We start from the raw sequence: 14,870 nt of genomic DNA on the forward strand, positions 1-14,870 counted from the left end.
TTATTTGAAAGGAAACTTTTAAGGTCACTCTTTGTGCCTGATAAAAAATGGCGAAAACAAGAAGAACCTCAATTGAGGTTCTTCTTGTGATATTTGTGGGACAGCAGTGGCGAAAAGCCTCTTTTTTTATGCCTGCTACAGTTATTGAATAATGCGAAAGAGATAGATTATCGAATTCAGCTGGAATTTGATAAAATGCAGCGGTGTTTTTTAGCTGTTAGATGACGAATGACTGATCTTCCTGAAGATGATGAATATGAGCGCCGCTTTGCAGGTGTAGAAAAAATTTATGGAGATGAGGCGTTTCGTCAGTACGAAAACAGTCACGTGATGGTGATCGGGATTGGCGGCGTTGGTTCCTGGGCGGTTGAAGCCTTGGCGCGTACCGGCATTGGTGAACTGACCCTGATTGATATGGATGTGGTTGCTGCATCCAATATTAACCGTCAATTGCCGGCCATGACTTCGACCTTGGGGCGGGAAAAAATAGAAGTGATGGCCGAGCGCTGTTATTCGATTAATCCACGGATCAAGATCAATCTGGTGGATGATTATCTAACCCCGGATAATGTCAAAGAACTGTTAGAAAATACCCCTGATGTGGTTCTGGACTGTATTGATGATGTCAAAGCCAAACTGGCGTTAATGCTGCATTGCCGTTTTAATAAAATTCCGCTGATTGTGTCGGGTGGAGCAGGCGGCAAGCTGGATCCGTTAAAAATTCGGGTTGCCGATTTGTCCAAAACCGAACAGGACCCAATGCTGGCGAAACTGCGCAGCCAGCTACGTGCCAAAGGCATCTGTAAAAAGCCCAAAGAAAAATTTGGCATTAGCTGTGTTTATTCTATTGATAATCCGTTCTCTGGCGCAGAGGTTTGTGCCAGTGCCGGCCTGCGCTGTGGCGGTTATGGCTCGGCAGTGGTGGTCACTTCAAGTTTTGCCATGGTGGCAGTATCAGAAGTGTTAAAAAAACTGGCACTAAAAAAAGCCTAAAGCATAAACCGATCAATCGGTATAAAAATCAAAAAAAGATGAACTCGATTATCGGGTTCATCTTGAATTTAAATCATGCTGAAAGATATTTATGTCTATTAAAAGATCTCTTTCATAGATCAAAAAATGTTCAATATTAGTTTTTTAAATCAGCACGGCCTCATATTTAATTGATTTAATTTTTTACCTTCTCGTAGGCAATCTTTCTACTTTTGAAAGGTCAAAAGTAGACAAAAACCTTTTGTTTCCCATACACGACATCCTGAGCCAGTTTTAAGCACTGCTTTAAAATGCAGCGCAAGGGATGGGAAACGTGTGGCATCCATGCCACACTCATGAATCTAATATCGACTAAAATCTATTTTCAATTTCAGCTTTACGAACAATTTTTAGTTTCTAAAATGATTTATGAAAGAAGTCTAATCAATAGATATTAAAGTTTTCTATTCAAGCCAGCAGTTTTTAGCATCTTTATAGAAAATTAAAGTCCAAAATAATAAGCCAGTACACAAATGACAATGGTCAGCAAAATCAGTTTAATCACGCCGGATGTACCGACTTTATGCGAAGCATGCGCAGGATGGCTTTTCACCTGTGGGGTAGTATGCGGAGTGCTTGGCGCGCCATCTAGTGGATTGGCCACTTCAACTTTGGTCAATCGTGCGGACTGATAATGATTGGCAACTTTGACTATAAATTTTGCGGTTAAATCATCCAGCTTTTGCGAGAAATGACGTAGATTCAGCTGTTCTTCAGGTGTCAGTTCACTGCCATCCGCATGATAGGGATGTTGCTGTTTTTGTTGAATAAGAGCCGACAAGGCTTCTAGGCGATGCAATGTGGTATGTGCATAATCCGCCTGATAATCGCTTGGCAGTAAAGGTAGATATTTACTTTCCGGCAATGGGGAACCATCGGCATTTTCCGTTGCCGTTTGCGGCATTCCATAATATGGAAAATCACGATTCGCAGGCTCGGTAAAGCCCTGTGCAAATTTGTTGTCAAATAATTCGTTATTGGTATAAACCTGAATGTCATCCCAATTCGGCTGTTGCAAATCGGCATCGATGCGTTTTGCCAGTTTTGAATTCAGCTCGAAACGCCAGAAGGTTTCCTGACGGCACTGTTCCTGTTGTGGCTTGGGCGCTGCATAGTCATGATCTGCGTTATACCATTCCGCCAATTCCTTGCCGAAAATCCAGGCGGTTTTCTTATTGTGTTCATGGCTGACAATAAAATGCGGAATGGCAAGCAGTTCAACGTTGGCATTTGGATTCTGTTCATCATTGAGCAGACTGGAACTGTGCAGGCTGATGCGCAGCGTTCCCTGTCTTTTTAGACCTTCCAGCCAGATTTGAAAATGTTGGGCCAGTAAATGTTGTGACAGCAGATCCCGGAAACGCAAATTGTGCTGGTTAAAAATGGCATGTTGCACCCAATGATTAAAGCTCAGATTCTGGCCGAGGTATTCATTGCCATAGGTCACCAAAGTAAGCTGCTGTTTCCAAATCTGATCGAGTGCCATTGTTATTGATCTCATAAATATTGGCTTTATCTTATACTTTTTCTAAATATGGTTGCCAATCTAATTTTTCCTCTACAGGGAACTTCATCAACGCGCTCAAAAACTGTTAGAATATGGGGTTTTATTATATTTTTAAATTGTTGCTTTGAGAGTTACTATGTCACTGGAAGCCCTGACCACTGAAGCGCTCGCTGCGATTGCAGCAGCAGAGGACCTTGCTACACTCGATCAAGTACGAGTGCAATTTACAGGGAAGAAAAGCCAGCTCGCGGAACAATCCAAGGCACTGGGTAAAATGGATCCTGAAGAACGTAAAGTTTTTGGGGCGAAAATTCATGCGGTCCGTGAAGCCATCACTGGCGCACTCACAACACGCCAGGCGGAATTACAAAAAGCTGCACTAGAACAAAAACTCGCCAGCGAAATGATCGACATTACCTTGCCGGGTCGCGGTCAAAGTGTGGGCAGTATTCACCCTGTGACTCAAGTGCAGGAACGCATTTGCCAATTTTTTACCAAAGCCGGTTTCACGGTTGCGACAGGCCCTGAAGTTGAAGATGATTATCACAACTTTGAAGCGCTGAATATTCCGGGGCATCACCCGGCACGTGCCATGCATGACACCTTCTATTTTGATGCCAACCACTTGCTTCGTACCCACACTTCAGGTGTGCAAGTACGTACCATGGAAAAGAATCAGCCGCCAATCCGTATTGTCTGCCCGGGGCGTGTATACCGCTGTGACTCGGACCAGACCCATTCGCCAATGTTCCATCAAATTGAAGGTCTGTATGTCGCTGAGAACACTAGCTTTGCAGAACTGAAAGGTTTGTTGGTGAACCTGCTGAACGAATTCTTTGAAAAAGACTTAACCGTGCGTTTCCGTCCGTCTTACTTTCCGTTCACTGAACCAAGTGCCGAAGTGGATATCATGGATGAACGCGGTCGTTGGCTAGAGGTTTTGGGTTGCGGTATGGTGCATCCAAATGTCCTTCAAGCAGCAGGCATTGATCCTGAAAAATATAAAGGTTTTGCGTTCGGTTTAGGTGTAGAGCGTTTTGCGATGCTGCGTTATGGCATTAACGATTTGCGTATGTTCTACCAGAATGATGTGCGTTTCTTACGCCAATTTGCTTAAGACAGATTATTGATGATATCTCCCTCAATTGAGGTGAGTGTTAAAACAGAAATTGAATTTTTAGATTTAAAAATCCCCCTAAATCCCCCTTTAAAAAAGGGGGACTTACGCGAAGAAAAATAACGTGTGAGAGTTCCCCTCTTTGAAAAAGAGGGGTTAAGGGAGATTCAGGAAAATGAATTTATGAAAATTAGCGAAAATTGGTTACGCACCTGGGTAAACCCGGCAGTTGATAGCGAAACTTTATCCGATCAACTCACCATGCTGGGCTTGGAAGTTGATGAGCTGGCGCCAGCTGCAAAACCATTTACCGGTGTCGTTGTGGGTGAAGTACTCACTGTAGAACAGCATCCAGATGCAGACCGTTTGCGAGTTACTACCGTAAATATCGGTTCGGGTGAGCCTTTACAGATTGTTTGTGGTGCGCCAAACGTGCGTGCAGGCATGAAAGCTCCTGTAGCGACCATTGGTGCAGTATTGCCGGGCGATTTCAAAATCAAGAAAGGCAAGCTGCGTGGTATCGAATCACAAGGCATGCTTTGCGGTGCTTCTGAAATTGACCTGGAAGATAAAATTGATGGTCTGTTAGAACTTCCAAGCGACGCACCTGTTGGTGTCAACATCCGTGAATATCTGGATCTGGATGATCACGTGATTGACATCAGTATCACGCCAAACCGTGGTGACTGTTTCAGTATTCGTGGTATCGCGCGCGAGATTGGGGTAATTAACCAATTGCCTGTGACTACACCTGAAATTACAGAAGTGGCTGCAAGCATTGCTGACGAGAAAAAAGTCGTTGTGGAAACTGCAGGCTGCCCACGCTATTTAGGTCGTGTCATCAAAAACGTCAATACCAAAGCCCCTACACCGGAGTGGATAGAGCGTGCACTTGCCCGTTCAGGTATCCGTCAGCACAGCATTTTGGTTGATATTACCAACTATGTACTGATTGAATTGGGTCAACCATTGCATGCTTTTGATGGCGGAAAAGTTCAAGGTTCAGTGCATGTACGTCAAGCCACTGCTGCTGAAAAGCTGGTTCTACTCAATGAACAGGAAGTTGAGCTATCTGATGACGTGATGGTGATTGCAGATGATGAAAAGGCATTGGCGATTGCGGGCATCATGGGCGGCCTGTCTTCATCTGTGACTGATGAAACTACGGAAATCTTCCTGGAATCTGCTTTCTTCGCGCCTTTACATATTGCGGGCCGTGCGCGTAGCTTTGGTTTACATACCGATGCCTCTCAGCGCTATGAACGTGGTGTAGATTTTGAATTGCCGCTTATTGCCATGCACCGCGCATCCCAGCTGATTGCTGAACTGGCGGGTGGTGAGTTTGGTCCAATTACCGTAGCAGAAAAGTCTGAGCTTTTACCAAAACGTGAAGCGATTGAACTGAACCAGGCTCAAGTGGATCAGTTATTGGGTTATAAGGTTGAATCTGACTTTATTACCGATGCCTTGACGCGTTTGGGTTGTGATGTGACAGTTAAAGCTGAAGGTCAATGGAGCGTCGTTCCTCCATCACATCGCTATGACATGGCAATCTATCAAGACCTGATTGAAGAAGTTGCCCGTATTCACGGTTATGACAATATTAAAATCAGCCTGCCTGTGATTGACGTGAAACTTGCCAAACATCAAGATCAGTTTGAAGTGGCTCAACTTCGTCAAACCCTGGTGACTTTAGGATATCAGGAAGCGATCAGTTTCAGCTTCGCTGATGCCAAACTTGAAAAACAGCTGAATCCTGCGGTAAATCCGTTGATGTTGGCGAACCCAATCTCAAGTGAATTGGCAGCAATGCGTTCTACACTGTTGTCCAGCCTGATTCCATGTGTGCAATACAATATCAACCGTCAGCAAAACCGTGTGCGTTTCTTTGAGTTAGGACTACGTTTTGATTATCAAAATGCGCAAAGCATTCATGATCTTAAACAGATTCCGACTTTGGCTTTAATTGCAGTGGGTGCCAAAACAGCTGAATCTTGGCATGGCAAAGCTCAGCCAATGGATTTCTTTGACTTAAAAGGTGAAGTTGAGGAAATTTTGGCAGCAGGACGGGTTAAAGTTGAATATGTTCGTTCAGAGCGTAGCTGGTTACATCCTGGACAGTCGGCTGAAATTTTAGTAGATGGTCAGTCTGTGGGTTATCTCGGTCGTTTACATCCTTCTTTGGAAGATGAACTCGACTTGGGCATGACTTGGGTTGCCGAACTTGATCAAAAGGCTGTTTTGCAAACTTATGTATCTAATTTTACAGAATTATCACGTTTTCCATCGGTAAGACGTGATATTGCGCTTTTAATTAATGATAAGATTAATGTTAGCGAAATTCAGGGACTTATCGAAAAAACAGGTGGGGAGCTGCTAGACTCGACATGGTTATTCGATGTGTATACTGGACAAGGAGTAGAAGAAGGGAAACGCTCACTGGCATTTGCCCTTCTGTGGCAGCATCCGAGCCGTACATTGGAAGATGCTGAAATTAAATCAGGTATGGATAATATCCTTCAAGTGTTGGAAAACACTTACCAAGCGACATTGAGGGCTTCATGACAGCACTAACAAAAGCAGAAATGGCTGATCATTTAAGTGAGCTCACGAGTTTAAACCGTCGTGAAGCTAAACAAATGGTCGAATTGTTCTTCGATGAGATTAGCCAAGCGCTAATCTCGGGTGAACAGGTTAAACTTTCGGGTTTCGGTAACTTTGAGTTGCGTGACAAGCGTGAACGTCCAGGCCGTAACCCGAAAACCGGCGAGGAAATTCCAATTTCAGCACGCCGTGTAGTCACATTCCGCGCAGGACAGAAATTCCGTCAGCGCGTAGGAAATGAGCAGATCGATTGATCTGCTTTTTTTTTGTTTTAAGTTTTTTTTAAAGGATTCTGGTTTTCTATCTAGAATAGGAAAGGAAGCATATTGTTTGAAAAATTAGATATTTTTATTCAATATGATTTGATTGACCTTTATTTCAGTCATAAAAAAAGAGAGCCAATGGCTCTCTTTTTTCACTGAATAATCGTAAAGATTATTGAGCAGCAGAAGCAGCAGCTTCAGAAGCAGCTGGAGCAGCGTCAACAGCAGAAGCAGCAGCTTCAGTAGCAGAAGCAGCTTCAACAGTAGCAGCAGAAGCAGCAGCAGTAGCTTCAGATGCAGCTACAACAGCTTCAGATGCAGCAGCATCAGCAGCAGGAGCTTCTTCAGTTTTTTTAGCACAACCAACGAAAGCTAAAGTAGTAGCAACTGCAGCAGCAATAGCGATTTTTTTGAATAACATGGCATCACTCTCTAAAATATGAGATTAAAAAAAACCTATGTTAGCCTGTTGAGTGCTTTTATTCTTCCTAAAATTTGTTAGGCAGTAACAATGCAGAGGCAGTCTAACTGGTCTGCGAATATGCTATCACTGCGCATTTTGAATTACTACTAGGTGCTTATTAAAAAATGCAAAAAAAGATAAAAAATGAGCATTTTTTTAACAGAAAATAACAATCAATTGGAAGATTTATATTGGATAAATACTAAATAACTTGCTAAAAATTATGGTTTTATAAATTTGATATTTTTAAGAATAATTAACCGGTCTATTAAGTTTACAAAGAAAAGGGTGGATTGTAGCTTTATGTAAATAAAGTCAACCAAATAAAAAGGCTATCCCTAGAGATAGCCTTTTTATGGAAAAACAATAATGACCCGTTTAGTTGGTCGCTTTACGCTTCATTTGATCGAAGAAATCATCATTGGTTTTGGTTTCTTTCATACGATCCAGCAAGAATTCCATGGCTGCCAATTCATCTTGAGTATGCAGCAATTTACGCAGAATCCAGACCTTACGAAGGTTATCTTCGCTCATCAAGCGTTCTTCACGGCGAGTACCGGATTTTTTGATGTTCATTGCAGGGAACACGCGTTTTTCGGCAATGCGGCGATCAAGCGTAATTTCCTGGTTACCGGTACCTTTGAATTCTTCGTAGATCACTTCATCCATCTTGCTGCCTGTTTCAATCAGGGCAGTAGAGATGATCGTCAAAGAGCCACCTTCTTCAATGTTACGTGCAGCACCGAAGAAACGTTTTGGACGTTCAAGCGCATGCGCATCCACACCACCGGTCAACACCTTGCCTGATGAAGGAATTACAGTGTTATAGGCACGTGCCAGACGGGTAATCGAATCCAGCAGAATGACCACATCTTTCTTGTGTTCTACCAGACGTTTGGCTTTTTCAATCACCATTTCAGCCACTTGTACGTGACGGGCTGGAGATTCATCAAAGGTTGAGGCAATTACTTCACCACGAACCGTACGTTCCATTTCAGTCACTTCTTCAGGGCGTTCGTCAATTAGAAGTACGATGAGGAAACATTCAGGGTTGTTACGAACAATCGATTGCGCGATGTTTTGTAGCAACATGGTTTTACCCGCTTTTGGCGGTGCAACAATAATCGAACGCTGACCTTTACCAATTGGCGCAACCAAGTCAACGACACGTGCAGTTAAGTCTTCAGTGGTACCGTTACCCAGTTCCATGACCAATTGTTCAGTCGGGAACAATGGGGTCAAGTTCTCGAACAGGATCTTGTTGCGCGAGTTTTCAGGTGTGTCGTAGTTGATTTGATTAACTTTTAAAAGCGCAAAATAGCGTTCGCCTTCTTTAGGTGGGCGAATTGTGCCAGTAATGGTATCACCGGTGCGTAAGTTGAAACGGCGAATTTGCGATGGGCTGACATAAATGTCATCCGGGCCTGCAAGATAAGAGCCCGCTGCTGAGCGGAGGAAACCAAAACCATCAGACAGAATTTCCAGAACACCATCACCAAAAATCTCTTCGCCATTCATTGCATGGCGTTTTAAGATGGCAAAAATGATGTCTTGCTTACGGTTACGGGCCATTCCTTCCAGGCCCATAAACTCGGCAATCTTGATGAGTTCGCCAATCGGTTTTTTCTTGAGTTCAGTTAAATTCATAGGGGGTCAGATAGAATTAAAATTCTGGGATAGAGATGAGAAAAGGGAGCAACATTCAGCCGCTTACACGCAATAAACGTAACGCAATTGTATTTGCACAATAACAATTCAGAGGTCTGATTCATTGTTTCGAAGAGAAAAGTGTAAAAACAATTTCTGTTGCCGAGCGGCGATCTTATGTGTTGTGTCTTGTAAGAAAATGACGGATCAGAAATCCTGTATTCCTTGAACAAGCAATATAAGAGCTAATCGTATTTTTGTCAATTTATAGACGAAAAAAATACGCTATCGGACGATAGCGTATTGGATTCAATCAAGCTGTTTTAAATTAGATATTTTCTTCAATAAAAGCAGTCAATTTAGATTTTGGCGCAGCACCGACTTGTTGAGCTACAACTTCACCATTTTTAAACATCAATAGTGCAGGAATGTTGCGGATATTGTAGTTTACGGCAGTCGCTTCACAAGCAGTTACGTCAACTTTAACAACTTTTACTTTGCCTTCAAATTCTGTAGACAATACTTCAAGTACAGGTGCAATGGCTTTACAAGGTGCACACCAGCCTGCCCAGAAATCGACCAGTACAGGAATGTCAGATTGTAAAACGTCAGCTTCGAAGTTCGCATCAGTTGTGTTTACGATATTGCCAGACATGGAATGCTCCAAATAAATTTTAAGTTAGTTCTATAACTATAAGTATTACATAGCCTCGTTTAACTATGTAGGGGGATATGTAAATTTTCAATCATTATATTGAGTTTGTCTAATTGATGCTCACGATATTGATTATCGTGTCCTACAATGGTTTACGGTATTAAAAAAATTAAAAACTGGTTCAGTTGAACTGATAAATGGCTTTTAAATTGCATGCATGTGAATTACTCTAAGCACAATTCTTATAGGTTTGTTTGAATAATGTCTGATTTTTTGATTGATGAAGAGTTACTTGCTGCCATCGATATGGGGTCGAACAGCTTTCACCTGGCAATTGCACGTGTAGATCATGGCGAAGTAAAAAAAGTGGCTTCGATGTCAGAAAAAGTACAATTGGCAGCTGGCTTAGATGAAAATAAAAATTTGACCGAAGCGGCTCAGCAACGTGGGTTGGCCTGTCTGGCACGTTTTGTCGGACGTTTAAGTTCAGTGCAGCCCAACCGTTTGCGTATTGTGGCAACCAATGCTTTACGTCAGGCCAAAAATGGTCATGAATTCATTCAGAAAGCTGCTGACATTTTACCCAAACCGATCGAAATTATTGCTGGTCGCGAAGAAGCCCGTCTGATTTATTTAGGGGTTTCACATACCATGGCCAATAGCGGCCGCCGTCTGGTGATTGACATTGGCGGGGGGTCGACCGAGCTGATTATTGGTGAAGCATTCGAACCGATTCATACCGAATCTGTACAAATGGGCTGTGTTGCCTTTACGAAAGCCTATTTTATGGATGGCGAAATTAACCAGAAAATCTTTGATAAGGCGGTGACCGCTGCACGTAAAGAAATTTCAGGGATTGCCAATACCTATAAAGCCGCGGGTTGGGATACGGTAGTAGGTTCGAGCGGAACGATTAAAGCCTGCCGTCAGATTACCGTGAACATGGGCTGGAGCAATGAAAAAGAAGAGCTTACCCGTGAAGGCCTGGAAAAACTTAAAGACAAGTTGCTTAAATATAAGCACGTGGCTGAAATGGAATTTGATGGCCTGAAAGAAGACCGTCGAGCAGTTTTGCCAGCAGGGATTGCCATTTTATATGCCGTATTTGATGTGCTGGGTCTAGATAAACTGGTCTATTCAGATGGTGCTTTACGTGAAGGCGTGATGTATGACTTACTGGGCCGTTTCCAGCATGAAGACGTTCGCGACCGTTCTGTACATGCCTTAATGGGACGCTACAACGCCGATAGCAAACAGGCTGAACGTGTAGTCAATACCGCACAGCAATTGTTTAATGGGGTTGCACAATCGCTAAATTTAACCAGTGATGACAGTGACTTACTGCGTCGTGCTGCGTGTTTGCATGAAATTGGCCTGGCGATCAGTCACAGTGGTTACCATCGCCATGGGGCTTATTTATTGCAACATTCGGATATTCCGGGTTTCTCGCAAATTGATCAAAACCATTTGTCACATTTGGTCGCTCATCATCGTCGTAAACTTCGTGGCGATGCGCGCGTAGATGTTGCAAAGGTCGGTGGTAGCAAACTTGTGTACTTATGTCTATTGCTGCGTTTAGCAGTTTTGCTTAATCATAGTCGTAGCGATGAGATGCTTCCTGCCATTGAATTAAGTGTCATCAATGAGCAACAATGGCAACTCAGCGTTTCTGGCGATGCCAAACAATGGCCTTTGCTTGTAGCAGACTTGCATGATGAACAGGTGCAGTTTAAGCATTGGGATATTGAATTGAATATTCAGTCGGAACAATTTATCTATTAACAAGTGATTGGTTAACAAGGTATTGTTAATTTAGGGATAATGGTCGACCTATGAAAAATAAAGCTGCTCAATCTAAAGCATGGACAACGGTTCAAATTGCACGTCATCCGGAACGTCCGCAATTCCTGGATTATGTTGGTGAAATCTTCACTGAATTCGATGCTTTACATGGAGATCGGGTATTTGGTGACGATGGTGCGATGATCGGTGGCTTGGCACGTTTTAATGGTCAGCCAGTGATGATTGTTGGGCAACATCGTGGTCGCAGCACCCGTGAAAAATTGCAACACAACTTCGGCATGAGTAATCCCGAAGGTTACCGTAAAGCACAGCGTCTACTCGACATGGCTGAACGTTTCAACCTGCCGGTATTTACCTTCATTGACACCATGGGTGCCTATCCAGGAGTCGGTGCGGAAGAACGTGGTCAGGCAGAAGCCATTGCCACCAGCCTTGCACAGCTTTCCAGCCTGAAAGTTCCGGTGGTTGCCACCGTTTTAGGTGAAGGTGGTTCAGGCGGTGCACTCGGTATTGGTGTGGCGGATCGTGTGGTGATGCTTTCACACAGTATTTATTCCGTGATTTCTCCTGAAGGTTGTGCATCCATTTTATGGAAAACAGCAGAGAAAGCAGAACAGGCCAGCGAAGCCCTGGCATTAACTGCAGAGAAATTAAAACAACTCGGTATTGTTGAATACGTGGTTGATGAAGGTGAAGGTGCGCATTTGCAGCCTGAAAAAGTGATGCAAGACCTTAAAGATGTGTTACAACAAGCTTTAGAAGAATTGCAATCGATGGATGCGGATGAAAGATGCGAAGCACGTTACCAGCGTTTAATGAAGTTTGGCAGCGACAATTCCGGTCTGGCGTCTTAAAGCAAATCCAGTGCTTTCCTCCTGAAAGCACTTTCTTGATTGGATGTAGCGGCGGCATGGATTCCATGCTGCTTTTGCATCTGATGTCTGATTTATTTCCTGAAAAAATCCGTACAATCTATGTCGATCACCAGTTGCAAAGTATCAGTGCAGATTGGGGACGATTTGTGTCTGATCAATGCGCAGCGCTGAATGTACCCTGTATTGTTGAAGCGGTTGAAGTGCAAGACGGCAATCTGGAACATCAGGCACGTAACGCACGTTATCAGGCTTATTCCAAACATCTAAAATCCAGTGAAATTTTGGTTCTGGCACATCATCAGCAGGATCAGGCCGAAACCTTGATGTTGCGTTTGCTTTCCGGTGCCGGCGTGCATGGGCTCGCTGCGATGAAACAGGTCGATGTACGAGAGCAATTCACTATTTGGCGACCGCTGCTTGATATTTCACGTGAGCAGATTTGCCAATGGGCAACCCAGCTGGGTGTGCAAAATATTGAAGATCCCACCAATTTGGATACCCACTACGATCGGGCCTGGTGCCGTCATGAACTGTGGTCGCTGTTGCAAAAACGCTATCCGAAAATGCAGCAGGCACTCAGCCGCACCAGCTATCTGATGCAGGATGCGGAAGATATTTTGCTGGACGTTTTACAGCAGGATTTAAAGCACTGCGGATCGGCTACTGAACTGGATTTAAAAAAATTAGCTGAATTATCAAGTGCGAGACAAAGGCAACTGCTCTCTGCCTGGATGAAAGGGCAAGATACTTATCGCCCAAGTTTTGAGATGGTGCAACGCTTGTTGCATGAAGTCATTGAGTCCAAATCTGATGCACAGGCTGCATTGCACTGGAATCAATATTATTATGTGCGTTATCAGCAAACACTTTTCCGTTTAAGTGCGGCAGAATATTTGGCTGAAAAAAATCAATCGATTGCTAATAAACAGACAATCTTGCTGCAGTTAGGACAAAAGGTTGAAACGCTTTCAGGTGATTATCTGGCTGAAACTGCAAAAGTAGGCCTTTCAGTGGCATTGCTGGGTCAAAAACTGGATCTGGTCATGCGTCAAGGCGGCGAAAAAATTCATTTGTATGGACGAGTAGGGGCTTGGCCATTAAAAAAAGCCATTCAGGAAGCACAAATTTTTCCCTGGCAGCGTTATAGAATTCAAATATTAAGCATAGATAATGTTATGCTTGGTGTTTTTACACCAAAAGGGTTTTGGTTAGCTCAATCTGAGTATTGTGAAATCGGTGGATGGCAACCAAATTTGATCTCTTAGTTAAAAATTCTAAGTCGAGTATAAATCCATGAGTGCAGCTTTAAATTGTAATATTAGTTTTATTGGTGGCGGCAATATGGCCCAGGCCTTGATTGGCGGGCTGATTTCACGTGGCTTGCCGCCAACTCGTATTACAGTTTCTGATCCGGTCGAGAAAGTCCGTCTTTTATTAACAGAAAAAGATGTACACGTGACGGATGACAATATTGCTGCCATTCGTGATGCCGATATTGTCCTTTTTGCAGTGAAGCCGCAAGTCCTGGCCAGCGTATTAAAACCGCTCAAGGGCTTGCTGGAAGGCAAACTGGTGATGTCGATTGTGGCTGGGGCTGAAATCGCGACTATCGCTAACCTGCTAGATACCAACCGTATTGTTCGGGTCATGCCGAATACACCGGCTCTAGTACAAACAGGGGCCCATGGTCTGTATGCAACTGCAGCTGTAAATGCACAGGACCGTGAATTGGCCAGTCAGGTTTTGGCTGCAACCGGTTTAACCATTTGGGTCAATTCAGAAGCACAGATTGATGCTGTCACTGCAGTATCAGGCTCTGGTCCGGCTTATTTCTTCTATATGATGGAAAGCATGATTCGTGCAGGGAAAAACCTGGGTCTGGATGAAAAAGTGGCGACAGCATTGACGCTGCAAACAGCCTTGGGTGCCGCACAAATGGCGATTACCAGTTCCAATACACCGGCAGAACTTCGTAAAAACGTGACCTCTCCAAATGGTACGACCCAAGCTGCACTGGAAGTATTCGATCGTGCGCAAATCTCTCAAAATATTCAGGCCGCTTTGGCTGCAGCGCAAAAGCGCAGCCAAGAACTTGCTCAAGAGCTAAGTGAAAGTAGCAAATAACTCGTTTTTATTTAGGAAAGTTCCAGTATGGGTGCAAACTCTGCGCTGATTTTTGGCATTATCATTAACGTAGCGATTTTGCTCGTATTCTTCCGTTTTCTCATGCAGCTTGCAGCGGTGAACGCTTATAATCCCGTCGTCATGTCTACTGTGAAAGCGACGAAAATTGTCGATGTGTTTGGGCGTATTTTTCCCACCCTGGCAAAAGGTCGTGTCAATTCGGCAGCCTTGGCTTTGGTGGTGCTTTTATATTTACTCAAGATTTTTGGGGTGATGTACCTTTCAGGGGCCATGCCGAACAGTCCGGTACATCTGGTGATATTGACCTTTGTCACCATGATTCAGGACCTGATCCGTTTCTGTCGTTACCTGATTTTTGCAACGATCATTTTAAGCTGGGTGGTGATGTTTACTCAATCTCGTTCACCTTACATTGAAGTGATTCAAGAACTGGCAGAACCATTACTGGCACCTTTCCGCCGTATTTTGCCGAATATGGGCATGATTGACCTGTCGCCAATTGTTGCATTCCTGGCGCTGTATATTGCCGAAATTATTATGAATGAAGTGGCGATTGTGCTTCTGACTGGGCTTTAAAGTTTAAACAGTAAAATCCAGATCATAAAAAAAAGGACTCGATGGAGTCCTTTTTTTGAATCTTAGATTAGTATTTGAAGTGCAACACCATGTTGTTGCCATAATACCTGACTCGGACTTTTAAAGCCGAGTCTTTTTCTTGGGCGATGATTCAAACGTTGAGTGATTTCTGCAATATATTCA

Annotated in this window: 13 protein-coding genes and 1 pseudogene; 9 read left to right on the forward strand and 5 right to left on the reverse strand. The window is 43.6% G+C overall.

Features of this window, described 5'->3' with window-relative positions; translation table 11 throughout:
• The first annotated feature begins 228 nt into the window (after positions 1 to 228).
• Entirely contained in the window at positions 229 to 993 is a 765-nt protein-coding gene (locus tag ACPUEY_RS13075) for a tRNA threonylcarbamoyladenosine dehydratase (protein WP_131273855.1), read from the forward strand.
• A gap of 481 nt (positions 994 to 1,474) precedes the next feature.
• Here ACPUEY_RS13075 and ACPUEY_RS13080 read toward each other — a convergent pair whose 3' ends face one another.
• Complete coding sequence (locus ACPUEY_RS13080; protein WP_425122343.1) at positions 1,475 to 2,518, reverse strand: hypothetical protein; 1,044 nt, start codon at positions 2,516 to 2,518, stop codon at positions 1,475 to 1,477.
• 157 nt (positions 2,519 to 2,675) lie between these two features.
• On the opposite strand from ACPUEY_RS13080, the gene pheS reads away from it, so the two are divergent.
• From pheS to ACPUEY_RS13095, 3 genes are all read left to right on the forward strand, one after another.
• Positions 2,676 to 3,656 (forward strand): phenylalanine--tRNA ligase subunit alpha, encoded by a 981-nt coding sequence (pheS, locus tag ACPUEY_RS13085; protein WP_425122344.1) that lies wholly within the window; start codon positions 2,676 to 2,678, stop codon positions 3,654 to 3,656.
• A gap of 183 nt (positions 3,657 to 3,839) precedes the next feature.
• Entirely contained in the window at positions 3,840 to 6,221 is a 2,382-nt protein-coding gene (pheT, locus tag ACPUEY_RS13090) for a phenylalanine--tRNA ligase subunit beta (RefSeq protein ID WP_425122345.1), read from the forward strand.
• Positions 6,218 to 6,514, forward strand: coding sequence for an integration host factor subunit alpha (locus ACPUEY_RS13095; RefSeq protein WP_086197465.1), 297 nt, complete (start codon positions 6,218 to 6,220; stop codon positions 6,512 to 6,514). The genes pheT and ACPUEY_RS13095 overlap by 4 nt, the downstream gene beginning before the upstream one ends.
• Positions 6,515 to 6,695: 181 nt before the next feature.
• Here ACPUEY_RS13095 and ACPUEY_RS13100 read toward each other — a convergent pair whose 3' ends face one another.
• The 3 genes from ACPUEY_RS13100 to trxA form a co-directional block, all read right to left on the reverse strand.
• Complete coding sequence (locus tag ACPUEY_RS13100; protein WP_395518906.1) at positions 6,696 to 6,944, reverse strand: hypothetical protein; 249 nt, start codon at positions 6,942 to 6,944, stop codon at positions 6,696 to 6,698.
• A gap of 420 nt (positions 6,945 to 7,364) precedes the next feature.
• On the reverse strand, positions 7,365 to 8,633 hold the full coding sequence (rho, locus tag ACPUEY_RS13105; protein WP_005007569.1) for a transcription termination factor Rho: 1,269 nt from the start codon (positions 8,631 to 8,633) through the stop codon (positions 7,365 to 7,367).
• 328 nt (positions 8,634 to 8,961) lie between these two features.
• Positions 8,962 to 9,288 (reverse strand): thioredoxin, encoded by a 327-nt coding sequence (trxA, locus tag ACPUEY_RS13110; RefSeq protein ID WP_092820879.1) that lies wholly within the window; start codon positions 9,286 to 9,288, stop codon positions 8,962 to 8,964.
• 261 nt (positions 9,289 to 9,549) lie between these two features.
• Between trxA and ppx the strand changes: the two genes are divergently transcribed.
• The 5 genes from ppx to ACPUEY_RS13135 are packed head-to-tail and all read left to right on the forward strand — an operon-like array spanning position 9,550 to position 14,687.
• The gene (gene ppx, locus ACPUEY_RS13115; RefSeq protein WP_425122346.1) at positions 9,550 to 11,070 is read left to right on the forward strand and encodes an exopolyphosphatase; all 1,521 of its coding nucleotides are present in this window, start codon (positions 9,550 to 9,552) and stop codon (positions 11,068 to 11,070) included.
• A 50-nt stretch (positions 11,071 to 11,120) separates the two neighbouring features.
• Positions 11,121 to 11,945: an acetyl-CoA carboxylase carboxyltransferase subunit alpha gene (locus tag ACPUEY_RS13120; RefSeq protein ID WP_092820883.1), complete on the forward strand. Its 825-nt coding sequence runs from the start codon at positions 11,121 to 11,123 to the stop codon at positions 11,943 to 11,945.
• A complete protein-coding gene (gene tilS, locus ACPUEY_RS13125) occupies positions 11,882 to 13,231 on the forward strand; it encodes a tRNA lysidine(34) synthetase TilS (RefSeq protein ID WP_425122347.1) in 1,350 nt (449 codons plus the stop codon). The genes ACPUEY_RS13120 and tilS overlap by 64 nt, the downstream gene beginning before the upstream one ends.
• Positions 13,232 to 13,259: 28 nt before the next feature.
• Positions 13,260 to 14,090, forward strand: a complete 831-nt coding sequence (gene proC, locus ACPUEY_RS13130; protein WP_425122348.1) for a pyrroline-5-carboxylate reductase — start codon at positions 13,260 to 13,262, stop codon at positions 14,088 to 14,090.
• A gap of 27 nt (positions 14,091 to 14,117) precedes the next feature.
• Positions 14,118 to 14,687 carry a YggT family protein gene (locus ACPUEY_RS13135; protein WP_131273848.1) on the forward strand — a complete coding sequence of 190 codons (570 nt, stop codon included), beginning with the start codon at positions 14,118 to 14,120 and terminating at the stop codon, positions 14,685 to 14,687.
• 62 nt (positions 14,688 to 14,749) lie between these two features.
• On the opposite strand, the pseudogene ACPUEY_RS13140 reads toward ACPUEY_RS13135, so the two are convergent.
• Positions 14,750 to 14,870, reverse strand: a pseudogene (locus tag ACPUEY_RS13140) (IS30 family transposase); the annotation flags it as partial.

This window comes from Acinetobacter sp. G11 (genome assembly GCF_049808495.1).
Lineage (GTDB): Bacteria > Pseudomonadota > Gammaproteobacteria > Pseudomonadales > Moraxellaceae > Acinetobacter > Acinetobacter kookii.

Bases quoted from the DNA above. Each gene is read 5' to 3' on its own strand.
- ACPUEY_RS13075 (WP_131273855.1), top strand. From the start codon at position 229: ATGACTGATCTTCCTGAAGATGATGAATATGAGCGCCGCTTTGCAGGT.
- ACPUEY_RS13080 (WP_425122343.1), bottom strand. From the start codon at position 2,518: ATGGCACTCGATCAGATTTGGAAACAGCAGCTTACTTTGGTGACCTAT.
- pheS (WP_425122344.1), top strand. From the start codon at position 2,676: ATGTCACTGGAAGCCCTGACCACTGAAGCGCTCGCTGCGATTGCAGCA.
- pheT (WP_425122345.1), top strand. From the start codon at position 3,840: ATGAAAATTAGCGAAAATTGGTTACGCACCTGGGTAAACCCGGCAGTT.
- ACPUEY_RS13095 (WP_086197465.1), top strand. From the start codon at position 6,218: ATGACAGCACTAACAAAAGCAGAAATGGCTGATCATTTAAGTGAGCTC.
- ACPUEY_RS13100 (WP_395518906.1), bottom strand. From the start codon at position 6,944: ATGTTATTCAAAAAAATCGCTATTGCTGCTGCAGTTGCTACTACTTTA.
- rho (WP_005007569.1), bottom strand. From the start codon at position 8,633: ATGAATTTAACTGAACTCAAGAAAAAACCGATTGGCGAACTCATCAAG.
- trxA (WP_092820879.1), bottom strand. From the start codon at position 9,288: ATGTCTGGCAATATCGTAAACACAACTGATGCGAACTTCGAAGCTGAC.
- ppx (WP_425122346.1), top strand. From the start codon at position 9,550: ATGTCTGATTTTTTGATTGATGAAGAGTTACTTGCTGCCATCGATATG.
- ACPUEY_RS13120 (WP_092820883.1), top strand. From the start codon at position 11,121: ATGAAAAATAAAGCTGCTCAATCTAAAGCATGGACAACGGTTCAAATT.
- tilS (WP_425122347.1), top strand. From the start codon at position 11,882: ATGCGAAGCACGTTACCAGCGTTTAATGAAGTTTGGCAGCGACAATTC.
- proC (WP_425122348.1), top strand. From the start codon at position 13,260: ATGAGTGCAGCTTTAAATTGTAATATTAGTTTTATTGGTGGCGGCAAT.
- ACPUEY_RS13135 (WP_131273848.1), top strand. From the start codon at position 14,118: ATGGGTGCAAACTCTGCGCTGATTTTTGGCATTATCATTAACGTAGCG.